Source organism: Synechococcus sp. ATX 2A4 (genome assembly GCF_024346375.1).
Taxonomy (GTDB): domain Bacteria; phylum Cyanobacteriota; class Cyanobacteriia; order PCC-6307; family Cyanobiaceae; genus MW101C3.
This window is the reverse complement of sequence record NZ_JAGQCV010000017.1, coordinates 20,986-43,918: the sequence shown is the minus strand read 5'-3', so window position 1 is coordinate 43,918 and position 22,933 is coordinate 20,986. Positions and strand designations below refer to the sequence as shown.

Genomic DNA, 22,933 nt, shown 5'->3' with positions numbered 1-22,933 from the left:
GCTCCTGCATCACCTCCACTTCCATGAAGCTCGGTGCAGAAAGCCACAGCCCGGAGCCGTCAGCGTCAACAAGCCCGAACTCGCTGCAATCGGTGGACCGATTCTCTACGAGCAACAAACTCCTAGCGCAGCTGCTGACGCCACTGCCAGTGCTGACGCCACTGCCGCTGCAGTTCCCGCATGAGGCGGCCTGGGTGCTTCCCTGCGAGGGCCCGCTCAGCTGGGAGCTGCTTCAAGAGGTGGAATTGCCCCGGGACGGCAGCGACGGCCAACCGCTCGGCGGTTTTTCGGCCGCCGCCATGGACCCTGACGGCCGCACCCTCTGGCTGTTGAGTGACGCCGAAGCTTCCTTTCTGGTGCCGGTGCATGGCGTGGCGCGGCTGGGCGTGAGCACCGACAAGCCACCGGTGCTGGGGCGCCGCCTGCTGCTCACCGATGCCGATGGCCAGCCGTTTGTCCACCCCCTTGACGGCGAAGGGCTGGTGATCAAGGGTGAGGCGCTTTGGATTGTGAGCGAAGGGCGCCGCACGGCGGAGCAGCCGCCCCGCTTGCTGCGCTTTGACCGCTTCACTGGGCGCCTGCAGCAGGCGTTGGATTTGCCGGAGGCCTGGCAGGCGGCGCCGCAGCGGGGCCTGGGCTCCAACCAAGGGCCGGAATCCTTGACCTTGCTGCCAGGCCCGGCAGCAGCAGGGGGCCGCCCTGCTTCCCCCCCTTCGCTGCTTCTGGCGGCCGAGCGTCCGTTACTGCAGGACGCGGAGGGATCGCTGCGACTCCTGCGCTTCGGCCCAGTGGCCCACAGCCTGCCCGGCCGCGCCCCATCGGCCCCCGCAGCCGGTTTCACCCCGGCGGGCCGGTTGGCGGTGACGCTGGAGGGGCCCAACTGGGGGCTCACCGATCTGCTGGCACCGCCGCGCTCTGGCCTCCTGTTTGGACTGGAGCGGGGCTACGCCGCGCCGAATCAGTGGTGGGCGAGGCTGCTGGCGTTCTCCCTGCCGCCGCCGCCGCCCGCTGACGACACTGCACCACCGCTCACGCCAGTGCGGCAGTGGGATCTACTGGCGGCCGGACTTAGCCCCGACAATTGGGAGGCGCTCGCCGTGGGCCCGTCTCTTGCTGATGGCCGTCCCACCCTGCTGCTGGCAAGCGACGACAACTTCAATCCCCTTCAAGCCAACCGACTCGCCCGGATCGCTCCATTGTGCTTGCCGCGTCAGTGACGAGCGCTCGCAATGCCGGCCGTGCTGGATGTTGTGGCTTAGCTCTGGTCGGCGCCGGAGCCAAGCCGCTCAAGGCTGGGCATCAATGCCACCGCCGCCACCAGCCCTAACGCCACGATCAGCAGCGCCGGGATGAGTGCGGTCGACACCCGCTCGTCGCCGGCGTATTGATACACCCGCACCGCCAGGGTGTCGAAATCAAAGGGCCGCAAGGAGAAGGTGAGCGGCAGCTCCTTGACTGTGTCGACAAACACCAGCAAGGCCCCCACCAGGATTGGACCCTTCAGAAGTGGCAGGTGCACGCGTTTCAGCACCTGAGACCAACTGCAGCCCAGGCCGGTGGCGGCCTCATCCACGCTGGGTGGGATCCGCTCGAGAGCCGCATCCAGGCCGCCTTTGGACACCGCCAGAAAACGATCGCTGTAGCCCCAGAGCAACAGCAGCAGGGGGCTGAGCCCGAGCGGACCGCCGATCAGCATCAAGGCCAGGGCCAACACCGTGCCGGGGATCGCATAGCCCATGCCGGCCACGAAGGTGAGCTGGCGCAGGAAGGGCTGGGGAAGCCAGCGGCGAGCGATGGCCAGCAGCACCGCCGCCACCACGGTGACCACCGCCGCGGCCAGCGCCAGCCCGAGGCTGCGCAACGTGAGCGCCACCAGTTCTTCGAGCGAATCGCTCTGCAGGTGATCGAGGCTCATCACCAGCCAGGTGAGTGGAATCGCCAGACTGACCACCGGGGGCACCACGGTGAGCAGCTGGGCCGTGTAGCAACGCCAGCCACTCAGCTGCCATTGCAGCGAGCTGGTGCCCTCATGGCCCATGTTCCAGCGGCGGCTGCGATGGCGTAACCAGCGCTCGGCCCCCACCAGCAGGCTCACCATCACCAGGGCAATCAAGGCCAGACCCACGGCTCCCTGCAGATCCCCTTCTCCCTGCCAGCGCTGCAGAATCCCGCGCGACAGGGTGGGCACGCCGAGCATTTCGACCGCGCCCAGTTCATTGACCACCTCCATGCCGCTGAGGGCGACACCAGCCCCGATCGAGGGCAGGGCCAGTGGCAGGGCCACCCGCCGAAAACTGCCCCAGGGGCCGACGCCCAGGCTGCGGCAGGCCTCCAGCTGGCGGTGGCCGCTCATCGAGAAGCTCTCGGTGGAGAGCAGAAACACGTAGGTGTACGTGGTGAGGCTGAGCAGCAGCACGGCCCAGCCGATGCCGTGAAAGCGGTAGCCCCAGCGGCTGCCGAGGTCAACGAGCACGGCGGCCAGCACAAAAGCAGGTGCCGCCAGAGGCAGCACCTGCGCTAGACGCAACCAACGCCGCCCGGGGAAATGGCAACAGGCCGTGAGCCAACCGTTTGCCGTTCCCACGACGGCGCCGATCAGGCCGACACCGACAACGAGCACCACAGTGTTGACCACTTGCTCAAGGCCCTCAGCCCCCAGCTGGAGGGTGCTGGAGCCGGGGGCCAGTAGGGCATAGCCCACCAGCATCAGCACCGGCAGCAAGGCCAGGGCTGAGACCACCACGACCGCTCCTGTCAAGGACGCACGCCGCATCGGCGGCGGCCCCTTGAAAGCTGGAGCGCGTTCGGCTGTTGCCAGTGCCGCCATTCGGTGTCCTACTTCCAGCCGTTGGTTTCCATCATCTTGGTGGCAGCCTTGGTACGAGAGCCGATCTGCTCAACCGAGACGCCATCCGCCCTGAACGTACCGAAGCCCTTGAGGTAGGGGTTGTTGCCCACACCCCTGAGCGGGTATTCGTTGTTGGCTTCGGCATAGCCGCGGCCGCCGGTGGGGGAAGCGAGGAATTCGATCAACTTGATCGCTGCCTGGGGATTCTTGGCATAGCGCGTGACGCCGGCACCGCTGATGTTGACGTGGGAGGGATTCACGTAGACGATCTTCACCTGCTCGGCCAGACGCTTGTCTTCTGCGCCGCCAGCGCCTGAAAGCATGCGGGCCACGTAGTAGGAGTTGACCACGCCAACCCCGCATTCACCCCGGGCAACGGCACGGGCCAGGGGGGTGTCGGAGGTGAAGAACGGCTGTTTGACGTTGGCCACCATGCCGCGCACCCAGGCGCGGGTGGTGGCATCGCCACGCAGGATCATCTGGCTGGCCACCAGTGACTGGTTGTAGGGGCTCTTGCGCTCCCGCAGGCAGAGCTTGCCTTTCAAGGCCGGGTTGGCCAGATCGGCGTAGGTGCGAATCGTGGCGGGATTCACCAGTTTCGGGTTGACCACCACAGCGCGCACGCGGCGGGTGAGGCCGAACCAGCGACCCTTGGAATCGCGCAGGTTGGCGGGCACATCGCGCTCCAGCGCGGCGGAGCGGCTGGGCTGGAACAGGCCCTGGTCGGTGGCGATGTCAAGGCGGGCGGCATCCACCAGCACGAGCACATCGGCCGGGCTGTTGCGGCCTTCGGATTTGAGCCGCTCAATGACGGCATCGTCCTTGGACTCCAGCACCTTCACCCTGATGCCCGTGCGGGCGGTGAACTGGCGGTACAGCTCTTTGTCCGTGTTGTAGTGGCGGCCAGAGTAGACACCGATCTCAACGGGTGCCTGCTGAGCCAGCCCGGCTCCGACTGCGGTGCTGATCGAAACAACCATCAGGCCGGCAGAGGCCACCCTCAAGGTGGTGGAAGTGATCCGTTTCATCCAGGAAATTGAGCGCCCTATGGCGCGAATGCAACATGTGGAGCGTAGGAATCGAGGGTGAACAGGACGCGACGAAAGGCTGCGCCTTGATGTAGCAAATGTGACCAGAACATTCTCTGATCAGCCAGTCCTGTGGCTGGTTCAAAAAGCCAGCAACCAGAACAGATCAGGCCGAATTGATGGAATTTGCTGATCGAAACCTGAGCGATTGGCGGCGTTGATCAGAACATGTTGATCGGTGGTTTGCCAGGCTGTTGTTCAGTTGGCTGGCTGGATTGCCTGAGCCTTGAGGCCATAAAAAAAACTAACCAGCGATCAAGCGCTGAGCGGACACTCAAGTGTTGAGCGAACGATCAGTTCATCACTGATCACGTGAATGGAACAACAGGAGCACTGCTGTTCCGTGCGGCGCGGATGGTGTCAGCGAATGGGCCGGGCGGCGGTCAGCGGCTGGGTCTGACCCGGATGGGAACCAGGGCGGGCTGCATCAGGCCGCCGCCGGAATTGTCGTCGTCGGAGTCGGTGGTGAGCCAGAAGGCCAGGCCGAACAGCGCCACGACGCCGGTGAAGAGCAGTAGTTCGACCATGACACCCAACCGGTATCCCACAACGTTAGCCAGATCCGGAGGGCGAACTGTGTCGATGACTGCGATTGGGCCGCTGCTCAGGCAGCGCCGACACCGATACCGGCCAGCAGCCCGATCGGACCCAGCGCCAGCAAGGCTCCAACCACGGTGAGGAGCACAGCGAGTCGCACCGTCCAGGCGGTGCCAAGCCGGCGCAGCAGGAGGAAGGTGACGCCCACGGTGAGGCCCGAGGCCAGCAGGGCTCCTGCCCACCAGCTGCTGGCACCGCTGGCCTCATGGCCGTGCAGCATCGCGTGGATCGCCACCGCCGTGGCCACCAGCGTGCCGGCCGCGGGGATGGAGGGGGGATGGCCAGAACGACGGCTCATCAGGATCAGCAGACCCAGGCCAGAAACCGCCAATGCCGCCAGCAGCTCGGCCACGGGCAGGCCGCCACCGCTGACGCCGAAGAGGGCACCGATCACCGCACCGCCCAGGGCGAACAGCAGCAACTGGGCGCTCACGAACGACGCCGCCGCACCTACACCCACCAGCAGGAAGAGGTGGTCCAGGCCGGTGAGGGGATGGTTGAAGCCGCTGGCCAGGCCGGCGCCGGCCAGCTGGTGGGCGGTGGCGGGCAGCGCGCCCAGCAGGCTGAGACCAAGACCGGCGCAGCCGGCCAGGGCCAGATCACGGCCTGAGGATGATTTGAGCAATGGAAAGGGCATGGTGAACTCCGGTCCGCGCCGGGGATTGAAGGGGGAAGAGCAGGGGCGAGCGTTCTGGCTGAGGGACTGCCATCTGACAGGGCCCATCACAGCTGCGGGACAGCGCCGGACTGACAACCACGCATTCGAACGAGGCGTGATGCTGGCACCGGACTTTCCTCGTTGCCTCACCGGGGTGCACACCGGCAAACCACTGCTGGGCCAGTATGAAGGCAGCCCAGCCGCCTGAGGGTTCAACGGCAACTTTTGGATGCAGGGCCTTTCGATCCAGTGAAGGCCGGTTCGTGGCCTTTGGCGGGCTCCAGCGCGGGCCTGATCAGGAAAAGCCCTTGCCTGTGGCGCCGCTGGCCACGCAGGCGCGCAGCTGACGGCGCAGTTTGTCGTGATCGAGCTCCTTGCCGATCAGCACCAGCTGATTCTTGCGGGGCCCTTTCCAGTCGGTGTCGTCGATCGAGAAGCGCTTGCCGGCGAGGTGGAACACATGGCGCCGCTCGCTTTCGCTGAACCAGAGGATCCCCTTGGCCCGGAACACCCCGGCCGGCATCTGGTTGTCGAGGAAGTTCTGGAACTTGCGCAGTGAAAAGGGCCCTTCGGCGGCGAAGGAGAGCGAGGTGAAGCCTTCGATCGCCAGGTGGTCGGCGGCATGGACGGCATCGCCGTGAGCGTGATGATCGTGGCCATGGTTGTGATCGTGGCCGTGATCGTGTTCAGCGGCGTGGTCGTGCACGCACTGGCCGTGGTCGCAGGCGGTGTGATCGGCAGCGGTGTCTTCGGCGGCGCCGTTGCTGTGGGCATGCCCGTGATCGTGGCTGTGCGCCTTGGCCTCACCGGCCTGCTTCGCCACCACCCTGTCGGATTCGAACAACCCCACGCTCAGCAGCAGCGGCAGCGGCACCTGCCCGCTCACCGAGCGCAGGATGCGGGCATCTTTCTTCAGGTCGCGCAGGCGTGACTCCACCTCCACCAGCCGCTCTTCCGCCACCAGATCGGTTTTATTGAGCAGCAGGATGTCGCCATAGATCACCTGGGCGCGCCCCACTTCGCTCGCCATGGTGGAGTCGTCGAAGTTCTCCGCATCGATCAAGGTGATGATCGAATCGAGCCGGGTGGTGTCGCGCAGCTCGCTGCCGAGGAAGGTCATCGCCACCGGCAGCGGATCGGCCAGGCCGGTGGTTTCCACCACCAGGTAGTCGACCGGATCGGGGCGATCGAGGATGCGCTCCACCGCCTCCAGCAGCTCGCCGTTGATCGAGCAGCAGATGCAGCCGTTGCTGAGCTCCACCATGTCGTCGCCGGTGGCGATGATCAGATCGTTGTCAATGCCGATCTCACCGAACTCATTGACCAGGACGGCGGTCTTGATGCCGTCCTGATTGCTGAGGATGTGGTTGAGCAGGGTGGTTTTGCCGGCGCCGAGAAAGCCGGTGAGGATCGTCACCGGCAGGCTGGTGATGCCTGCCTCCGGCGCGGCGGGGATGGGCACCGTCGCAGGGCCGTCGGCGCGGAGATCGGTGGCGGTGCTGGTCATGGCGATGGCGGCCGGGGCGGAGCTGATGCGCCCAGTTTGACGCCTGAGCGCTGCGAAGCGGCTGGCGCTGCCGCCCAGCAAGCAGCCGGTGCGTTGCCATCACGGGCAGCCGTGGCAGGGTGAGGGGGAGCCCCCTGCGGGTCGCCTGTGCGGGCGGCCACTCTCCAGGCGCAGCTCTGTTCGGAGGCCCGGCGACGATGAAGTTCAAGGACTACTACGCCGCCCTGGAGCTGGAGCGCGACGCCGACGGCGACGCGATCAAGAAGGCCTACCGGCGGCTGGCCCGCCGCACCCACCCGGACGTGGCCAAGGAGCCCGGTGCCGAGGAGCGCTTCAAGGAGATCAGCGAGGCCTACCAGACCCTGTCTGATCCTGAGAAGCGCCAGGCCTACGACGACCTGGGCCGCCACCGCAGCGGCGAGGAGTTCAGCCCACCGCCGGACTGGGAGAGCCGCTTCTGGCGAGAGGGCAACCGGCAAGCAGGCCAGCCGGCAGGCCAGGAGGTGGATCTGGCCGATCTTTTCGAGCAGATGGGTTTCGGTGGCTCTGGTGGCGCGGGTGGTTTTAGCGGCGGCGGCTTCGGCCCACAGGCGGGCGGCTTCCAGGTACGCGGCCAGGACCTGGAGGTGACCGCCGAGCTGACGCTGGAGCAGGCAGCCAAGGGAAGCGAGGTGGCGTTCACCCTCAGCGTTCCCAGCCGCCGCGCCGATGGCGGCATGGCGCGGGAGCCCCGCTCCGGCACGATCCGGGTACCACGCGGTGTTGCCGATGGCGAGCGCCTGCGGGTGCCCGGCCGTGGCGGCCCCGGCCACGGCGGCGGCCCGGCGGGTGATCTGTTCCTGGAGATCCGGCTCAAGCCCCACCCCCGCTTTCGCCCCGTGGGCCACGACCTTTACCTGGAGCTGCCGATCGCCCCCTGGGAGGCGGCCCTCGGCGCCGAGATCGATCTGCCTACGCTCACTGGCACGGCGCGGGTGACCGTGCGGCCGGGCATGCGCAACGGCCAGAAGCTGCGGCTGGCGGGAAAGGGCCTGCCGCGGCGCAAGGAGGGCGCCGGCGATCTTTACGGTGTGATCCAGATCGTGATGCCGGAGCAGATCGGTGATCGCGAACGGGAGCTCTACCGCGAGCTGGCCGAAGCCTCCGCCTTCAACCCCCGTCCATCGTTCGAAGGAGCCGCCATCCATGGCTGACGATCCGCTGATTCCCGCCGCCGACGACAGCCCGCTGGCGCTCGAGGACTTGCTGGCGGCCTCTGGCCTGGCCCATGAAGAGGTGAGCGAACTGATCCAGTTCGGCGTGTTCCAGCTCACCGGCAGTGGCAGCTCCTGGTGCTTCCACGCCCGCACGCTCATGCTGGCCCGCCGCGCCGCCCGCCTGCGCGACGACTTCGGCCTCAACGTGCCCGGCATGGCCCTGGCCCTCACTTACCTCGAACGCATCGAGGCCCTGGAAGCGCGGCTGCGGGAGCTGGAGTGCCAGTTGCCGCGGTGAGGGGGGACGTGAGGGGTGGACGTTGTTCGCACGAAAACCCTGCCACCAACGGCCCAGCAGGCCCACACTGGCCTGAGCCATTGCCGCGTTGAGCTTTCGCCCCGATGCCCGTTCGAGCCGATCTTGTCGATGCGATGGTGCCGCTGCTGCCGGAAGACGGACGCAGGCTGAGCAATGACGAGCTCAAGGCGGCGCTGCTTCAGGAAGCTGATGAACCCTTCACCGCCGAGGAGTTCGATGCCGCCAAGGATCATCTGGTGGCCATGGGGGCTGCGGTGAAGGTGAAGGGGCCCGGCGGTGGACTGCGCCTGGCCGGGGTGGAACCACCGCCCAAAGCTGCTCCGGCATCAAGCAACGGCCGCAGCCGCCGCAACGGCAATGGCAATGGTGCAGTGGCCACCGGCGCCCAGCCCTCGATCGCCCCCGGCACCACCGCCGCCTCGGTGCTCACCGGTGAGCTGCGCAACCAGATCGATGCCATCTGGAATGCCTTCTGGAGCGGCGGCATCGCCAACCCGCTGGAGGTGCTGGAGCAGCTCACCTACCTGCTGTTCTTCCGGCGGCTCGATGAGCTCGAAACCCTGGAGGAGCGCAAGTCCCAGCGCACCGGCCAACCGATGACGCGGCGTCTGTTCCCAGAGGGCGCTGATGTCCACAAGCGCCCCTACGAGCAGCTGCGCTGGAGCCGCTTCAAGCATCTGGCCGCCGCTGAGATGTTTGCGCTGGTGGGCGAAAGCCTGTTCCCGTTCCTGCGCGAACTGGGCGGTGATGGCTCGGCCTATGCCGGCCACATGAAGGATGCACGCTTCACGATTCCCACCCCGGCGCTGCTGGCCAAGGTGGTGGATCTGCTCGACGCGGTGCCGATGGCCGACCGCGACACCAAGGGCGACATCTACGAATACATGCTCGGCAAGTTGGCCACCGCCGGCACCAACGGCCAGTTCCGCACGCCGCGGCACATCATCGAGCTGATGGTGGCGATGACCGAGCCGGTGCCCACCGATGTGATGGCCGATCCGGCCTGCGGCACCTGCGGCTTCCCGGTGGCGGTGGGCGAATACCTCAGGGAGCACAACCCGGATCTCTTCAGTGATTCGCAGCTGCGGGAGCACTTCAACCATGGCCTGTTCCATGGCTTTGATTTCGACAACACGATGCTGCGCATCGGTGCGATGAACATGCTGCTGCACGGGGTGGAGAACCCCGATGTGCGTTACCGCGATTCCCTCTCGGAAGACACCGCCGACGAAGAAAACCGCTACTCGTTGATCCTGGCCAATCCGCCCTTTGCTGGGTCATTGGACATCGAAAGCACCAGCGCCCGATTGCAGCGGGTGGTGAAGACCAAGAAAACCGAGCTGCTGTTCATGGCGCTGTTTCTGCAGCTGCTCAAGCCGGGTGGCCGGGCGGCAGTGATCGTGCCCGATGGGGTGTTGTTTGGCTCCAGCAAGGCCCACAAAGAACTGCGCCGCACCCTGGTGGACGACCACTTTCTGGAGGGTGTGGTGTCGTTGCCGAGTGGGGTGTTCCGCCCCTATGCGGGCGTGAGCACGGCGATCCTGCTGTTCACCAAAACCGGCCGGGGCGGCACCGATCAGGTGTGGTTCTACGACATGACCGCCGACGGCTGGAGCCTCGACGACAAGCGCAATCCACTGCTGACGCTGGAGAAACTCGGGCCCGCTCCGAAAGACCCCCTGGCCGAAGGCGAGCACGGGAAAAACAATCTGCCCGACTGTCTGAACCGCTGGCGCCAACGCAAGGATTCAGAGCGTCAGCGCGAACGCACCGCGCAGAGCTTCTGCGTGCCCAAAGCGGAGATCGCCGCGCAGGGCTACGACCTCAGCATCAACCGCTACAAGGAGCTGGTGCACGAAGAGGTGGAGCACCATCCGCCGCTGGAGATTCTGGCGGAACTGCGGGCGATCGAGCAGGAGATCCTGCAGGGGATTGAGGAGCTGGAGGGGATGCTGCGATGACCCTGGCCGAACTCGAACGCCTGATCGCAGGCGGCGAATCGGAGCAACTGGAGTTCAAGCGCTCCACCGGCCAGCTGCGCAGCGGTTGCGACACCCTCTGTGCCTTTCTCAACGGCCAGGGCGGCACGGTGCTTTTCGGCGTGAAGGATGACGGCCGCATCGTGGGCCAACAGTGCAGCGATGCCAGCCGGCGTGAGCTGGCAGAAGCGCTGCGGAGGATCGAACCTGCCGCCCAGGCCACGATCGAGGAGGTGGCCCTCCCGCCTCACCCCGAGCATCGGGTGATCGCCGTACGGGTGCCGCCAGGCCAGGGGCTGCGGCCGTTCTTCCATGACGGGAGGGCCTATCAGCGCATCACCAGCAGCACGGGCCGCATGCCCCAGCCGGTGCTGGAGGGCCTGCTGCTGGAGCGGGGCCACCCGATCCAGCGCTGGGAAACCCAGAAGGCCGCGGGCATCACGGCGGCAGATCTGGATCAGGAGGAGATCCTGCGAACGCTGCGTGTGGGCGTGCAGGCGGGCCGGCTCCCGGAAGCGGCACTGGCCGATCAGGCCGGAGCCCTGGAGCGGCTGCAGCTGCTGCGCGATGGGGAGCTCACCCTGGCGGCCCAGGTGCTGTTCGGGGCTGGCAAGGCGGTGCTGCCCCAGTGCCAGCTACGGCTGGCCCGATTTCGTGGCACCGACAAGCGGGAGTTCCTCGACCAGCGCCAGCTCAACGGCCATGCCTTTCTGCTGCTGGAGGAGGCGATTCTGTTCTGCCAGCGCCACCTGAGCACCTCAGCGCGGATTCCCCGCGATCGGCTGGAGCGGGAGGAGCAGCTGGCGATCCCGTTGCCGGCCCTGCGGGAGGCGCTGGTGAATGCTCTCTGCCATCGCGACTACAGCCAGCAGGGCGCGGCGATCAGCCTGGCGATCTTCGACAACCGGCTGGAGCTGTGGAACGAAGGCGGCCTGCCCTTCGGCCTGGAACCTGAGGCCCTGAAGGGCGAACACGCCTCCCGCCCGCGCAACCTGCTGATTGCCGATGTGTTTTACCGCCGGGGCCTGATCGAGCGCTGGGGGCGTGGCACCCAGGTGATCGTGGAGGAATGCCAGCGGGCAGGCTGCCCGGAACCGAACTACAGCCTCAAGGGCGGCTGCTTTGTGGTGACCTTCCCGGTGGGGGCAGAGTCAGAGCCAGAGTCGCGGCCAGAGTCAGAGCCAGAGTCGCGGCCAGAGTCAGACCTGGCTCGTGGAGTTCTGCAGGTTCTCCAGAACGGACCCCTGGGCAAGGCGGAAATCGCGAATGCCCTGGGTCATCGCTCCATCTCGGCCAGCCTCAATCGCACCATTCGGCAGCTGCTGGCCGATGAAACGATTGCGTTCACCCTTCCGGAGAAACCGAACAGCCGACTACAGAAATATCAGCTGAGATCAACGCCGCCTGGCAGAGGAGGATCATGAGAGAGACCAACAACCCAGTGCCTTGGGGCTCCCGCGGAGCTGGAGAGGATGCTGCGATGAGGTGTTGCCACCACGGCTCAGCGGGCCAGGCCCAGAAACACCAGCAACGAACGGTTGAGGCGCAGCAGGTCGTCATCGGCCAGCTGTCCGATGCGGTGACCGAGGCGGCTGCGCTGCACGGTCGTGACCTTGTCCACCATCAAGTGGCTGGCGGCTCGGAGGGCGTTCTCCTCTGTGGGCTCCACTGGGATGCGAAACACGGGCAGATCAGCGGGGTCGGTCGTGATGAGACACACCGTCACCGACTCGCGTTCAGCGAAGGCGTCGTCCTGAACGATCAGCACAGGGCGGGGCTTGCCGGCGTAGCCGGATCCCCCGGCCATGGTCCAGATCTCACCCCGCTTCATTGGGTGTATTCGTCATCAGGCCATTCGTACACCGAATCAATGAAGGCCTGGATTTCGGCCTCCTCAGGGCTGGCATTGGCCAACAGACTCTGCCGCCGCGCCTCGGCGGCGAACTCCGGTGAATGCACATCCGGCACCCAGATCTGGATCGGCCGCATCCCCTGGGCCCGCAGACGCTCGCGGTGCTCCCGCACCTTGCGGCGGTTGGCGGCGCGGCGGGCGGCCTGGGGATCGGCACCCGGGGTGACTTCCGCTTCCATGGCGGCTTCGGCTGTGGTTACATGTAATGGTAACTCGCCCTGTCAGGGCCGCTCAGGCCCCGCCCAGGGCTACGAACTCAGCCTCAACCGCACCAAGGAGCTGGTGCACGAAGAGGTAGAGCACCATCCGCCGCTGGAGATCCCGGCGGAACTACGAGCCATCGAGCGGGCAATCCTGCAGGGGATCGAGGTGCTGGAGGGGATGCTGCGATGAATCCAGTACTTCAACTGGGCGAGATAGCAAGCGTCGTAATGGGACAAGCCCCTCCAGGGAAAGATTGCAATAAAGAAGGCAGGGGGGAACCCTTCGTCAAGGCCGGAGAGTTCTCAATGGCTCGTCCTGTGATTCGAGAGTGGACAACAAACCCACTCAAGAAAGCCCAAGATGGCGATGTGCTGGTCTGCGTCGTTGGAGCCACCGCTGGCAAAGTAAATCTGGGGATTGATTGCGCCATTGGTCGGTCTGTTGCAGCCGTTAGGCCTTTACTACAAAGACTAGACACTAACTACCTTTATCACTTCTTATGCACAAAGACACTCCTCCTCCGTCATGGATCTCAGGGGCTCGCTCAAGGAGTAATCACTCGCGAGATGCTGTTAGGCCTTGATATCCCCCTCCCTTCACTGGAGGAGCAGCGGCGCATCGCGGCGATTCTGGATAAAGGGGAAGCAATCAAAGTCTTGCTTTCCAAGCGTGAAAGATCTTTGCTTGCCGTCGAGGCGTCGCTTTTTTCCGATCTTCACCAAGGGGGCAACGGGGATTTAGTCGGACGGGCATACTCATTGAACGATGTCTTCTGGTTTCAGGAAGGGCCTGGAGTCGCAACTGGCAATTCACAAGCTCAGGCGTGAAGCTTCTAAATGTGGGAAACATCACGATTGATGGCAGGATTGATCTCCGTAGATCCGAACGCCATGTTTCTGAGGATGAAGCTTTTGGGAGATATAGCCATTTCTTGGTAGAGGAGGGAGATCTCTTGATGCCATCCTCGGGCATACCCATTGAAGGCGATGGCCTGCTTCGGACGCGCTCAGCATTTGCAACAAGCTCGGATTTGCCTCTTTGCATGAACACCAGCACCATAAGGTTTAAGTCAAAGATGGAAGAAGCGAGCCTGCTGTTCCTTCAAGGATGGCTGCAAAGTCGTGAATTTCGCGTCCAGATCACAAAGCTTGTAACTGGCTCAGCCCAGAAGAACTTTGGCCCTTCTCATTTGAAGCAACTATCCATCACACTTCCGCATCCTGACCTCCAAGGCGATTTCGAAAAGAGGCTAATGAGGATCCGAAAGCTTCGACACTCTTTAAATCCCTCAGAAAGCAACTTTGTGGATCTTATGTCCTCGCTTGGAAATCTCGCTTTCAACAGTGGTGCCGCAGCATGAAGGCAACAGAGGCTAAGCTTCTCGAGATTCTGCGGAATGTCTCCCAGTTCATCATCCCGATCTACCAGCGCACCTATTCCTGGACGGAGAAGGAATGCCAGCAGCTCTGGGCTGATCTCCTCCGCACGGGTTCCACGGACGCCATTGGCGTGCACTTCATCGGCTCGGTGGTGCACATCGATGAGGGCCTCGGCAACCTGGCCGTGCAGGCCCCCAAGCTGGTGATCGATGGCCAGCAGCGGCTCACCACCATCACCTTGCTGCTCACCGCCCTGGCCGAGGTGCTGGAAGCTCTGCCGGAAGACCAGCAGGAGCCGATCGAAGGCTTCGCGCCGGCGATGATCCGCGAGTACTACCTGATCAATCGGCTGCAGAAAGGCGACAAGCGCTTCAAGCTGCTTCTCTCCGATGCCGACCGCGTCACCCTGATGGCGTTGGTGGATCCCACTGCCGCTGCGCCGCCGCCCGAACCCTCGATCCGCATCCAGGCCAATCACCAATTCTTCCTGGAGCAGCTGCGCCTGCCCAGCACCGATCTAGCCATGCTGTGCCGTGGCATCAGCAAGTTGCTGGTTGTGGATGTGGCCCTCGCCCGCGATCAGGACAATCCCCAGCTGATCTTCGAGAGCATGAACTCCACCGGCCGGGAGCTCTCCCAGGCCGATCTGATCCGCAACTTCGTGCTGATGGGCCAGCCTCCCGATCTGCAGGAGCAGCTTTACACCCTGCACTGGCGGCCGATGGAGCTGCTCTTTGGCCAGGAGGCCTACAGCGGCAACGAATTCAGCGCCTTCATGCGCGATTTCCTCACCCTGCAAACCGGGGAAGTGCCCCTGCTCAATCAGGTGTACGACACCTTCAAGGCCTACGCCCGCCGGCCGGAGATCGAGCAGGCCGGCACCGAATCGCTGCTGAAGGACGTGCACGCCGTAGCGAAGCGGTACTGCCGCGTCGTGCTCGGCAAGGAGCCTGACCCCGACCGTCACCAGGCGTTTTTCAACCTGCGGGAGCTCAAGGTCAGCGTGGTGAACCCCCTCCTGCTGGAGCTCTACGCCGACCATGAAGCCAGCTTGCTCAGCCATGGCGAGTTCCTTGAAGCCCTGCAGCTCTTGGAGTCGTATGTGTTCCGGCGGGCCGTCTGCGCGATTCCCTCCAACTCCCAGCAGAAGACCTTCGCCACCTTCAGCCGTTCCCTGCGCAAGGAGAACGGCCACTACCTGCCCAGCTTCAAGGCCCACCTGCTCAGTCTTCCCTCCTACCGCCGGTTTCCCAGCGACGCGGAATTCCGCCGCGAGATCCAGGAGCGCAACCTCTATAAGTTCAACAAGAGCTGCAGCTACTGGCTCAGGCGGCTGGAGAACCACCAGCGCAAGGAGCCGATCGCGGTGGCCAACTACACGATCGAGCACATCCTTCCCCAGAACCCTGAACTGTCCGTTCCCTGGCGCCAGGCCCTGGGCGAGAACTGGAAGGCCCTCCAGGAGGAATGGCTGCATCGCCTCGGCAACCTCACCCTCACCGGCTACAACGCTGAGCTGAGCGATCGCCCCTTTCTTGAGAAGCGGAACCACGAAGGCGGTTTTGCTGGCAGCCCCTTGAAGCTGAACCAGGGACTGGGCCAACTTGAGTCCTGGGGTGTGGAAGAGATTCAGGCGCGGGGGGCACATCTGGCCGAGCGGGCGCTGGCCGTGTGGGCGGCGCCGGAGCTCTCGGAGGCGCAGCTGGCCGAGTACCAGACCGCACGGACCGCATCTCCTGTGTCTTACTCGCTGGCCGACTACCCCCACCTGGCCAATCCCCAGGTCCGCGCCCTGTTCAATGCCCTTGATCTGGGGATCCGGGCTCTGGATCCAAACATCTACCAGGAGGTACTCAAGTACTACATCGCCTACAAGTGCGAGACCAACGTGGTGGACATCATTCCCCAGGCCAAACAGCTCAAGCTTGTCTTGAACATGCCCTTCGCAGAGCTCGATGATCCGATGAACGTGGCCCTGGATGTGGCCAACATCGGCACCTGGGGCAACGGCGACGTGCAGATCATCGTGGCCAGCCATGCCGAGGTGCCCTATGCCATCGGCCTGATTCGCCAGTCGCTGGAGCGGCAGCTGGATGACGCCACCGGATCGCCATGACCGAAAGGCTGCCGTGGAGGCCATCGCCACTAACATGCACAGATAACCTGTACGACTTCTGTGGCCATCGAGACCACCTACACCGCTGCCCGCGACCAGCTCAAGGCCCTGATGGACAAGGTGGTAGACGATCGCGAGGTGGTGCTGGTCCGGCGCCGTCAGGGCGGTGATGTGGCCATGGTGGCGGCCGAGGAGCTTGAGGGGCTTCTCGAAACCGCCCATCTGCTGCGCTCCCCCCGCAATGCCGCCCGCCTGCTCAAGGCCCTGGAGCGCGCCAACAGCGACAACCTTCCGCCGCTGCGCCTCGCGGATCTCGAGGCACAGCTGGAGGCATGAGCCCCCAGCGGGAGGCGGTGTGCCATCCGGAGTTTCTGGAGGACCTGCAGCATTGGATCGAAACCGACCGCCGCACGGCCCGCCGCCTGCTGGAGTTGATGAAAGCTGTGCTGCGCGATCCCTTCAGCGGCATCGGCAAGCCGGAACCCCTCAAATACCTGGGCGCGGGCATCTGGTCGCGTCGGATCACCCAGGAGCACCGCTGTGTCTATCTCGTCAAAGCTGACCGGGTGGAATTCCTCCAGGGTCGGTATCACTATTAGCCCATGCGTTCCCAGTACGCCCTGATCGCCGAGCAATGGCCGGAGCTGCATGAAGAAGCGGCCCGGGTGGAGCGCTATGCCCTCGCGGATCCCCGCACCGCCTGCTTTTACGCCCGCCGCACCGTGGAGCTGCTGGTGGAGTGGGTGTACGCCAATGACAGCCAGCTGCAGCGGCCTTGGGGGGAGCCGTCCCTCTCCCAGCTGATCCACACCGTCGACTTCGGCGAACTTGTGGGCCCCCAGCTGCTGAGCCGCTTCAAGTTGCTCAAGAACCTGGGCAACGATGCCGTGCACCGCAGCGAGGCCATCCGCAGCGGCAGTGCGGTGCTGGCTGCCACCGAGCTGTTTAAGGTGCTGCGCTGGCTGGCCCTCACCTATGGCCGCAACCCCGCTGATGCGCGCGGCCACCGTTTCGACAAGGCCCTGCTGCCCGCCGCCGAGCCGGCAGCACAGCAGCAGCGCCAGAGCCGCGAACAGCTGGAACGTCTCGCCCATCAGCTGGCCGAACGCGACCAGCAGTTGCGGGCCGCCCGCGAGGAAAGCGCCGCGTCGCAGGAAGCCGTGGAACTGCTGCGGCTGGAGATCACGGCCCTGCGCAAGGCGAACCAGGCCGCTGCTCAACCCGAAGCGGATCTCACCGAGTTCGCCACGCGCCGCCTCTACATCGACCACTACCTCGAAGAAGTGGGCTGGCGGCTTGGTGAAGGCCGCTCCGATGAGGTGCCTGTCACCGGCATGCCGAACGCAACCGGCGACGGCTTCGTGGATGTTGTGCTCTGGGGCGATGACGGCAAACCCCTGGCCCTGGTGGAAGCCAAACGCAGCAGCAAGGATCCGATGCTGGGCCAACAGCAAGCGAGGCTCTATGCCGACTGCCTGGAACGTCAATACGGCCAGCGGCCGCTGATCTTTCTCTCCAATGGCTTTCGCCATCGCCTCTGGGACGACAGCCGCTACCCACCCCGAGAGGTGCAGGGCTTCTACCGCAAAAGCGAACTCGAAACCCTGATCCGTCGCCGCAGTCAGCGTCAGAGCCTGGCAGCGGCGGCGGTGAATCCCCAGGTGGTGGAGCGCTACTACCAGCAACGGGCCATTCGCGCGATCAACGAATCGCTGGAACGCGGGCGGCGCAAGGTGCTGCTGGTGATGGCCACCGGCACCGGCAAAACCCGCACCGTGATCGCCCTGGCCGATCTGCTGATCCGCTGCAACTGGGTGAAACGGGTGCTGTTTCTGGCCGATCGCAATGCCCTGGTGCTGCAGGCCGAACGCGCCTTCCGTCGTTTTCAGCCGGATTGTGCACCGGTGAATCTGGTCTCCAACCGTGGCGGCGAAGGGCGTGTGTTCCTCTCCACTTACCCCACGATGATGAACCTCATCGATGAGGAAAACAGCCAGGGCGAAAAGCGTTTCGGGGTGGGGTACTTCGATCTGGTGGTGGTGGACGAAGCCCACCGCAGCGTGTACCAGAAATACGGTGCCATCTTTGCCTACTTCGATTCCCTGCTCTGCGGGCTCACCGCCACACCACGCGATGAGATCGATCGCAACACCTACGACCTCTTCGATCTTGAAGTGGGCCTGCCCACCGATGAATACGGCCTCGATCAGGCCGTCGACGACGGCTATCTCGTTCCCTTTCGGCCCATCTCGGTGCCGCTCAAGTTCCCGCGCGATGGCATCACCTACACCGAGCTCAGTGCCGCAGAGCAAGCCCAATGGGATCTGCTCGAATGGGAGGAAGGGGTGCTCGGTAACGGGCGTGTGGATTCCGGTGCGGTGAACAGCTGGCTGTTCAATGCCGACGCGGTGGACAAGGGCCTGCAGGTGCTGATGACCCAGGGCATGGGTGGATCCAGCGGTGATTCCATCGGTAAGACGATCATCTTTGCCCGTAATCACGACCACGCCGTGTTCATTCAGGACCGCTTCGATCACCACTACCCCCACCTCGCCGGCAAGGCCGCGCGGGTGATCGACAACCGCGCCCCCTACGCCCAGAGCCTGATCGACGAATTCGCCAATCCCGCCAGCGATCTGGCCATTGCCATCTCGGTGGACATGCTGGACACCGGCATTGACATCCCCGAGATCGTCAACCTGGTGTTCTTCAAGCCGGTGCGTTCGCGCACCAAGTTCTGGCAGATGGTGGGACGAGGCACACGCCTCTGCCCGGATCTGTTCGGGCCAGGGCAGCACAAGGAGTGCTTCTGGATCTTCGATTGCTGCCAGAACCTTGAATTCTTCCTCGGCCGTAGCGGCCGCGACCGTGCCACCCCACCCGCTTCGCTCAGCGCCCGCCTGTTTCGAGCTCGGCTCGCGTTAGTGGCAGGCCTTGATGCCTGCGCCCTGCCCACCAGCAACGGCACCGCAGTTCCGCTCCCCGCCGATCAGGCTCTGCACCAGCACCGCAAGGACCTGGCGGAAAGCCTGCGCTGCCATGTGGCCGCCTGCCCCAGCGATAACTTCCTGGTGCGGCCTCACCTGGAGCTGGTGGAACGGTTTCGCCAGCCAGCGGCCTGGGCGGATCTCGATGCCGATGCACACGCGGCACTGGCGACCACCCTGGCCCCTCTGCCATCTGCTCAGGCAGCGCTCGACGGTGACATCGATCCCGATGCCCGCCGGTTCGATCTGCTGCTCTACAAACTGCAGTTGTCAAAGCTGCGCAACGCAGCTGATTTTCCCCGCCTGCAAGCCCAACTCCAGGAGATCGCAGGCCTGCTGGAGGAGCGCCACACCATCCCGATGGTGGCCGCGGAAATGGAGCTGATTCAGGATCTGCTTCAGGCCGACTGGTGGCAGGACGTGACCCTGCCCATGCTCGAAAACGTGCGCCGCCGCTTGCGCAGCCTGATCGGCTTGATCGAGCGTCAAGCACGCGGCCCCGTGTACACCACGTTCACGGATGACCTGGGTGAGCTTGAGGAATTTGATACCGCATGCCTGATCAGCCAGGATGAATTTCGCCAGTTCCGCCTGCGCGCTCGCGAGTTTCTGCGGGTGCATGAGGATCACCTCACCATGCAACGGCTGCGCCGTAACCAGCCCCTCACCGCCACGGATCTACTGGAGCTGGAGCGGTTTCTGGTCAGCCAGGGCATCGGCAATGAGCGCGTCATCGCGCGCGCCCGTGAGGAATCGAACGGCTTCGGCCTCTTCATTCGCTCGCTGGTGGGGCTCGATCGCAATGCCGCCAAGGAACTGTTCGCCGATTTTCTGATTGAAGGCACGCACACCGCTGCGCAGATCCAGTTCATCAACGAGATCATCAACGAACTCACCAGCCGGGGCGTGATGGATCAGGCCCGCCTCTACGCCCCGCCCTACATCGACCTGGCGCCGATGGGGCCGGAAGGCCTCTTCAGCGAAGCGGATGTGATCCGCATCTGCGATCTTCTCAGCGTGATCCGGCAGCGTGCCGAGGTGCCGCAGGCGGCCTGAGTGGGGCCACTGGCGGCTTGCGTTGCCCCCTGCCGAACCAGCCAAGCTCAGCATTTCGCTGATACAAATACTGACAATTGGTGGCAATAGCGAAGGCCCCCAAGCTCAGCCTTTGTGCCCACTGCCACCCTGCTGACGCTGTTCGACGTGGATGCAGCAGAGCAGAGCCACTTCCTCCTGCCGCGCTCCGGCTTGCCGAAGAGCGTCCTCCACTGGCTGGTGCAGGTGTGCGGCGTGAACGATCAGGAGCACCATCGGCAGGCCCGTGAACACACCGAAGTCCTCATCCTCCAGGAAGGTGGCAAGCGGCTGGCGCAGGATTGCTGCCTTTTTGTGGAGGCAGGTGGGTGCCAGCTTGAGGGGGAAACGTGGCGCTGCTTGCTTCGCTATCTGGTCACCTTCCACGCCAGGCGGCGCCGAATTCTGGTGTCAGCCTGGCGTCGCCCAGACACCAGCAGCGCGTGGCAACGGCTGTTGATGGCGCAACAACCACACGACGGCATGCGCTTGGGACCTTGCAGTGGAAACACGTTCAAGGAATGAGCGTTCCATCCTGCGCGACAACTGAGCGATCAGAAAAGGCGCGGCACCATCAGGCTCCTGGCCCAGCAGTGCACGCAGCGATTCAGATCAGAGGCCCAGAACTCCACGGAACCCACTGATGAAGACCACCCCACTCAGAAGCGGAAGGTGGTCTTCACCAGGCCGCCCAGCTGGTTGAAGGTGTCGCCGGAGGGGGTGGCCTGGCCCAGGGGCCGGCTCAGATAGAAGAGGGCGGGGGTCACGGAGATGTTGTCGCTCACCTGGAACTTGTACCACCACTCCCACACGTAATTCCCGTCGTTGGGGGAGTCGCTGCCTTCGAGGGCCGTGGCGAAGATCGGCTGGCCCACCGCCATGCCGAGGGCATTCCCCTTCACGAACACATCGCTCCACTCCAGCCCCACCATCCACGACTGACTCGTTCGCACATCCCCGTCCACCTCCTGGCCGTCGTAGGAGGTGGTGTTGAGGCCCCAGCCGGCGCTGATCGAGGGCACCCAGCTGGAACTGGAGGGTTGCCAGTAGCCGCTGAGGCCCACGGCATTGGTGCGGGCGGCGGCGTTTTCGAAGGCCAGGGCGGCGAGCGGCGTGGTGCCGGAGACCCCCACCCCTGACTGGATGTAGGAGTAGATCGCGGCCACGGCCCACTGCTCCTGGGCATAACCGATCTGCACGGTGCCGGTGCCGGCGCTGGCGTTGGTGCCGATGCCACCCTCGCTCGGGTTGCCGGTGTTGCCATTGGCGGCCACATAGCTGGCGCTCACACTGAAGCCGCCGTTTTGCCACCAGAGGCCGGCGCCAGGGCCGAGGTTCTTGTTGTAAGCCGCCGGCGCACCGTTGAGGGTGAGCACGTTCAGGATCGTGTCGCTGGGGTACACGCTCGGCCAGAGGGCGAGCATGTCCTCCTGGCCGACGCGACCACCAACGGTGGCCGTGACGCCGTTGCCGATGGGGAATTGATAGAAGAGCTTGTCGATGCCCACCACATCCGCACCCGCGTCCTCCTGGAACGCCACTTCCAGGGTGGAAAGGCTGCCGGTGGGTCCGGCACCACCAAAGGCGCTGCTGCCGAAGTTGCCGGCCCGCAGGATCGTGCGCAGCAGATCCTTGCCGGTGAAGCTGGTGTCGAAGCTGAGCTGAAGGTCGTAGGTGAAGATGGTGGCCCCCACCTCCTGGCGTGCCGCATCCCTCAAACTGGTGGCACTGCCGCCGAAGGCATTGGCGCCCACCACAAAAGTGGCCTGGCCGCTGAGCTTGGTGGTGGTGGAGAACTGATTGGCTTCCAGCTCACCCACTTTGGCTTCGAGGCCATCCACCCGGCCCTTGAGCACGGCCAGTTCGGTTTCGAATTCCTTGAGCAGGCGGCGCAGCTCGTCGGTCACCTCGGTGATGCGATCGAGGCAGGCGTTCAGCAAAGCAGCGGCTTCCCAGCGGCTGAGGGCCTGCTTGCCGCGGAACGTGCCATCGGGGTAGCCGGCCACGCAGCCATAACGCTCGATCAGGTTCGAGAGCGCCTGGTAGGCCCACTCGGTGGGCTGTACATCAGAAAACTGGTTGATGCTGGTGACCTGGTCGGCGCTGAGGCCATCGGTGACGTGGCCAGAGGCATAGCGGTGGATGCCCTCAAGGTTGAGCTCCGCAGCGCTGGCGCCCACGGGGGCCAGCGGCGCCAGCAGGCCGAGGGCGGCAGGAGCGATCAGGCGAAGCAGGGGCTGGGCCATCGAGGATGGGGCGCAAGGTGGAAGTCATGAGAAGGATAATCGTTATCAGGCAACGCATCAACGATCCCGGCCGGTTGCCCTGCCGGCCAGTCCAGCCAGGTGGAAGCCGGCGCTGAGCGCGTGACCCAGACCACCTGGCCCGTGATGGAGCCTCTGGGGCAGGGAAATCTGATTGTGCAGGCTGCTGCAGGGGCTGACCCCCTTTTGGCGCCAGCGGCGACACCATGCGCGGCGGCGACCTGAATGGCCGTCAGGGAGCCTCTTGGCGGTCCTGGCAGCTGGGGCAGATGCCGAAGAACTCCAGGGTGTGGAACAGCAGCTGAAAGCCGTCGAGTTGCTGGGGTTGCAGCTGTACGTCGTGCATGGGGCAGACCCGCAGTGGCAGGGTACGGCCGCAATCCACGCAGGTGAGATGGTGCTCGTCGCGTTCGGTGGGGGCGTAGAGCGCTTCGCCGCTGGGCAGATGGCGGCAACGCACCAACCCACGCTGCTGCAGCTGACGCAGATGCCGGTACACCGTGGCCAGACCCATGCCGTGGGGCGTGCCGCGCAGCCGGGCGTGCAGGTCCTGGCCGGAAAGTTCGTGGCCGGCGGCGTGCAGCTGATCGAGCAGATGGCTCTGTTTTGCGTTGAGCGGGCTCTGCTTCAGCGGGCTCTCGGTCTGGGAAAGAGGAACGGCTGCCTTCGAAGCCATGGCCAGGACGACAGCACATCACTGCTGATCCTATGGAGCGGGGTGAACAGGCGCAGCGCGCGCCGGTGCGTTGTGCCCCTGTGCCCAGCACCCCGTGGCGCTGTGTATTGGGCCAGTGACATTTGGGAC

The 22,933-nt window shown here is 64.7% G+C and carries 22 protein-coding genes and 1 riboswitch; of the genes, 13 read left to right on the top strand and 9 right to left on the bottom strand.

The features are described from left to right. The first annotated feature begins 92 nt into the window (after positions 1-92). The gene (locus KBY97_RS13670) at positions 93-1,217 is read left to right on the top strand and encodes an esterase-like activity of phytase family protein (RefSeq protein WP_255147752.1); all 1,125 of its coding nucleotides are present in this window, start codon (positions 93-95) and stop codon (positions 1,215-1,217) included. A 38-nt stretch (positions 1,218-1,255) separates the two neighbouring features. Here KBY97_RS13670 and KBY97_RS13665 read toward each other — a convergent pair whose 3' ends face one another. The 5 genes from KBY97_RS13665 to KBY97_RS13645 all read right to left on the bottom strand — a co-directional run bounded on the left by KBY97_RS13665 (position 1,256) and on the right by KBY97_RS13645 (position 6,698). Continuing rightward, positions 1,256-2,773 carry an iron ABC transporter permease gene (locus KBY97_RS13665; protein WP_255147750.1) on the bottom strand — a complete coding sequence of 506 codons (1,518 nt, stop codon included), beginning with the start codon at positions 2,771-2,773 and terminating at the stop codon, positions 1,256-1,258. A 62-nt stretch (positions 2,774-2,835) separates the two neighbouring features. Continuing rightward, a complete protein-coding gene (locus tag KBY97_RS13660; protein WP_399217870.1) occupies positions 2,836-3,876 on the bottom strand; it encodes an extracellular solute-binding protein in 1,041 nt (346 codons plus the stop codon). Between the two features lie 443 nt (positions 3,877-4,319). Next, entirely contained in the window at positions 4,320-4,463 is a 144-nt protein-coding gene (locus tag KBY97_RS13655; protein WP_255147748.1) for a hypothetical protein, read from the bottom strand. 77 nt (positions 4,464-4,540) lie between these two features. Next, positions 4,541-5,170 carry a HupE/UreJ family protein gene (locus KBY97_RS13650; protein ID WP_255147746.1) on the bottom strand — a complete coding sequence of 210 codons (630 nt, stop codon included), beginning with the start codon at positions 5,168-5,170 and terminating at the stop codon, positions 4,541-4,543. A 26-nt stretch (positions 5,171-5,196) separates the two neighbouring features. After that, positions 5,197-5,380: riboswitch (cobalamin riboswitch) on the bottom strand. Positions 5,381-5,486: 106 nt separating this feature from the next. Beyond that, positions 5,487-6,698: a GTP-binding protein gene (locus KBY97_RS13645; protein ID WP_255147744.1), complete on the bottom strand. Its 1,212-nt coding sequence runs from the start codon at positions 6,696-6,698 to the stop codon at positions 5,487-5,489. A 197-nt stretch (positions 6,699-6,895) separates the two neighbouring features. Here KBY97_RS13645 and KBY97_RS13640 point away from each other — a divergent pair, with 197 nt between their 5' ends. From KBY97_RS13640 to KBY97_RS13625, 4 genes are all read left to right on the top strand, one after another. Next, complete coding sequence (locus KBY97_RS13640; RefSeq protein ID WP_255147742.1) at positions 6,896-7,891, top strand: DnaJ C-terminal domain-containing protein; 996 nt, start codon at positions 6,896-6,898, stop codon at positions 7,889-7,891. Next, entirely contained in the window at positions 7,884-8,192 is a 309-nt protein-coding gene (locus KBY97_RS13635) for a chaperone modulator CbpM (RefSeq protein WP_255147741.1), read from the top strand. Before KBY97_RS13640 ends, KBY97_RS13635 begins: the two co-directional genes overlap by 8 nt. Before the next feature lie 104 nt (positions 8,193-8,296). Next, entirely contained in the window at positions 8,297-10,174 is a 1,878-nt protein-coding gene (locus tag KBY97_RS13630) for a class I SAM-dependent DNA methyltransferase (RefSeq protein WP_255147739.1), read from the top strand. After that, complete coding sequence (locus KBY97_RS13625; RefSeq protein WP_255147737.1) at positions 10,171-11,616, top strand: ATP-binding protein; 1,446 nt, start codon at positions 10,171-10,173, stop codon at positions 11,614-11,616. The genes KBY97_RS13630 and KBY97_RS13625 overlap by 4 nt, the downstream gene beginning before the upstream one ends. A gap of 77 nt (positions 11,617-11,693) precedes the next feature. Here KBY97_RS13625 and KBY97_RS13620 read toward each other — a convergent pair whose 3' ends face one another. Together KBY97_RS13620 and KBY97_RS13615 are read right to left on the bottom strand one after the other, a co-directional pair. After that, positions 11,694-12,023 (bottom strand): type II toxin-antitoxin system PemK/MazF family toxin, encoded by a 330-nt coding sequence (locus KBY97_RS13620; RefSeq protein WP_255147734.1) that lies wholly within the window; start codon positions 12,021-12,023, stop codon positions 11,694-11,696. After that, a complete protein-coding gene (locus KBY97_RS13615; protein WP_255147731.1) occupies positions 12,020-12,283 on the bottom strand; it encodes an antitoxin MazE family protein in 264 nt (87 codons plus the stop codon). Before KBY97_RS13615 ends, KBY97_RS13620 begins: the two co-directional genes overlap by 4 nt. On the opposite strand from KBY97_RS13615, the gene KBY97_RS13610 reads away from it, so the two are divergent. From KBY97_RS13610 to KBY97_RS13575, 8 genes are all read left to right on the top strand, one after another. Then, positions 12,282-12,497, top strand: a complete 216-nt coding sequence (locus tag KBY97_RS13610) for a hypothetical protein (RefSeq protein WP_255147729.1) — start codon at positions 12,282-12,284, stop codon at positions 12,495-12,497. The genes KBY97_RS13615 and KBY97_RS13610 overlap by 2 nt on opposite strands. Then, positions 12,494-13,135: a restriction endonuclease subunit S gene (locus KBY97_RS13605; protein ID WP_255147726.1), complete on the top strand. Its 642-nt coding sequence runs from the start codon at positions 12,494-12,496 to the stop codon at positions 13,133-13,135. The genes KBY97_RS13610 and KBY97_RS13605 overlap by 4 nt, the downstream gene beginning before the upstream one ends. 215 nt (positions 13,136-13,350) lie before the next feature. Then, positions 13,351-13,668: a hypothetical protein gene (locus KBY97_RS13600; protein ID WP_255147724.1), complete on the top strand. Its 318-nt coding sequence runs from the start codon at positions 13,351-13,353 to the stop codon at positions 13,666-13,668. Continuing rightward, entirely contained in the window at positions 13,665-15,803 is a 2,139-nt protein-coding gene (locus tag KBY97_RS13595) for a DUF262 and DUF1524 domain-containing protein (RefSeq protein ID WP_255147723.1), read from the top strand. The genes KBY97_RS13600 and KBY97_RS13595 overlap by 4 nt, the downstream gene beginning before the upstream one ends. A 60-nt stretch (positions 15,804-15,863) precedes the next feature. Next, positions 15,864-16,139 carry a type II toxin-antitoxin system Phd/YefM family antitoxin gene (locus KBY97_RS13590; protein WP_255147722.1) on the top strand — a complete coding sequence of 92 codons (276 nt, stop codon included), beginning with the start codon at positions 15,864-15,866 and terminating at the stop codon, positions 16,137-16,139. Further along, entirely contained in the window at positions 16,136-16,402 is a 267-nt protein-coding gene (locus KBY97_RS13585) for a Txe/YoeB family addiction module toxin (RefSeq protein WP_255147720.1), read from the top strand. The genes KBY97_RS13590 and KBY97_RS13585 overlap by 4 nt, the downstream gene beginning before the upstream one ends. A gap of 3 nt (positions 16,403-16,405) precedes the next feature. Beyond that, complete coding sequence (locus KBY97_RS13580; protein ID WP_255147717.1) at positions 16,406-19,846, top strand: DEAD/DEAH box helicase family protein; 3,441 nt, start codon at positions 16,406-16,408, stop codon at positions 19,844-19,846. Positions 19,847-19,960: 114 nt separating this feature from the next. Then, complete coding sequence (locus KBY97_RS13575; protein ID WP_255147716.1) at positions 19,961-20,389, top strand: hypothetical protein; 429 nt, start codon at positions 19,961-19,963, stop codon at positions 20,387-20,389. Between the two features lie 134 nt (positions 20,390-20,523). Here the strand turns inward: KBY97_RS13575 and KBY97_RS13570 are convergent, their stop codons facing one another. Further along, a complete protein-coding gene (locus tag KBY97_RS13570; protein ID WP_255147714.1) occupies positions 20,524-22,110 on the bottom strand; it encodes an iron uptake porin in 1,587 nt (528 codons plus the stop codon). A 250-nt stretch (positions 22,111-22,360) separates the two neighbouring features. Beyond that, positions 22,361-22,804: a Fur family transcriptional regulator gene (locus KBY97_RS13565; RefSeq protein WP_255147713.1), complete on the bottom strand. Its 444-nt coding sequence runs from the start codon at positions 22,802-22,804 to the stop codon at positions 22,361-22,363. Positions 22,805-22,933 lie beyond the last annotated feature (129 nt).

Excerpts from the sequence above, each read along its gene's own strand:
- KBY97_RS13570 (WP_255147714.1), bottom strand. The coding sequence starts at position 22,110 with ATGGCCCAGCCCCTGCTTCGCCTGATCGCTCCTGCCGCCCTCGGCCTG.
- KBY97_RS13640 (WP_255147742.1), top strand. The coding sequence starts at position 6,896 with ATGAAGTTCAAGGACTACTACGCCGCCCTGGAGCTGGAGCGCGACGCC.
- KBY97_RS13595 (WP_255147723.1), top strand. The coding sequence starts at position 13,665 with ATGAAGGCAACAGAGGCTAAGCTTCTCGAGATTCTGCGGAATGTCTCC.
- KBY97_RS13615 (WP_255147731.1), bottom strand. The coding sequence starts at position 12,283 with ATGGAAGCGGAAGTCACCCCGGGTGCCGATCCCCAGGCCGCCCGCCGC.
- KBY97_RS13620 (WP_255147734.1), bottom strand. The coding sequence starts at position 12,023 with ATGAAGCGGGGTGAGATCTGGACCATGGCCGGGGGATCCGGCTACGCC.
- KBY97_RS13600 (WP_255147724.1), top strand. The coding sequence starts at position 13,351 with ATGAACACCAGCACCATAAGGTTTAAGTCAAAGATGGAAGAAGCGAGC.
- KBY97_RS13610 (WP_255147729.1), top strand. The coding sequence starts at position 12,282 with ATGGCGGCTTCGGCTGTGGTTACATGTAATGGTAACTCGCCCTGTCAG.
- KBY97_RS13655 (WP_255147748.1), bottom strand. The coding sequence starts at position 4,463 with ATGGTCGAACTACTGCTCTTCACCGGCGTCGTGGCGCTGTTCGGCCTG.
- KBY97_RS13585 (WP_255147720.1), top strand. The coding sequence starts at position 16,136 with ATGAGCCCCCAGCGGGAGGCGGTGTGCCATCCGGAGTTTCTGGAGGAC.
- KBY97_RS13635 (WP_255147741.1), top strand. The coding sequence starts at position 7,884 with ATGGCTGACGATCCGCTGATTCCCGCCGCCGACGACAGCCCGCTGGCG.
- KBY97_RS13630 (WP_255147739.1), top strand. The coding sequence starts at position 8,297 with ATGCCCGTTCGAGCCGATCTTGTCGATGCGATGGTGCCGCTGCTGCCG.
- KBY97_RS13565 (WP_255147713.1), bottom strand. The coding sequence starts at position 22,804 with ATGGCTTCGAAGGCAGCCGTTCCTCTTTCCCAGACCGAGAGCCCGCTG.
- KBY97_RS13650 (WP_255147746.1), bottom strand. The coding sequence starts at position 5,170 with ATGCCCTTTCCATTGCTCAAATCATCCTCAGGCCGTGATCTGGCCCTG.
- KBY97_RS13580 (WP_255147717.1), top strand. The coding sequence starts at position 16,406 with ATGCGTTCCCAGTACGCCCTGATCGCCGAGCAATGGCCGGAGCTGCAT.
- KBY97_RS13605 (WP_255147726.1), top strand. The coding sequence starts at position 12,494 with ATGAATCCAGTACTTCAACTGGGCGAGATAGCAAGCGTCGTAATGGGA.
- KBY97_RS13645 (WP_255147744.1), bottom strand. The coding sequence starts at position 6,698 with ATGACCAGCACCGCCACCGATCTCCGCGCCGACGGCCCTGCGACGGTG.
- KBY97_RS13660 (WP_399217870.1), bottom strand. The coding sequence starts at position 3,876 with ATGAAACGGATCACTTCCACCACCTTGAGGGTGGCCTCTGCCGGCCTG.
- KBY97_RS13665 (WP_255147750.1), bottom strand. The coding sequence starts at position 2,773 with ATGCGGCGTGCGTCCTTGACAGGAGCGGTCGTGGTGGTCTCAGCCCTG.
- KBY97_RS13625 (WP_255147737.1), top strand. The coding sequence starts at position 10,171 with ATGACCCTGGCCGAACTCGAACGCCTGATCGCAGGCGGCGAATCGGAG.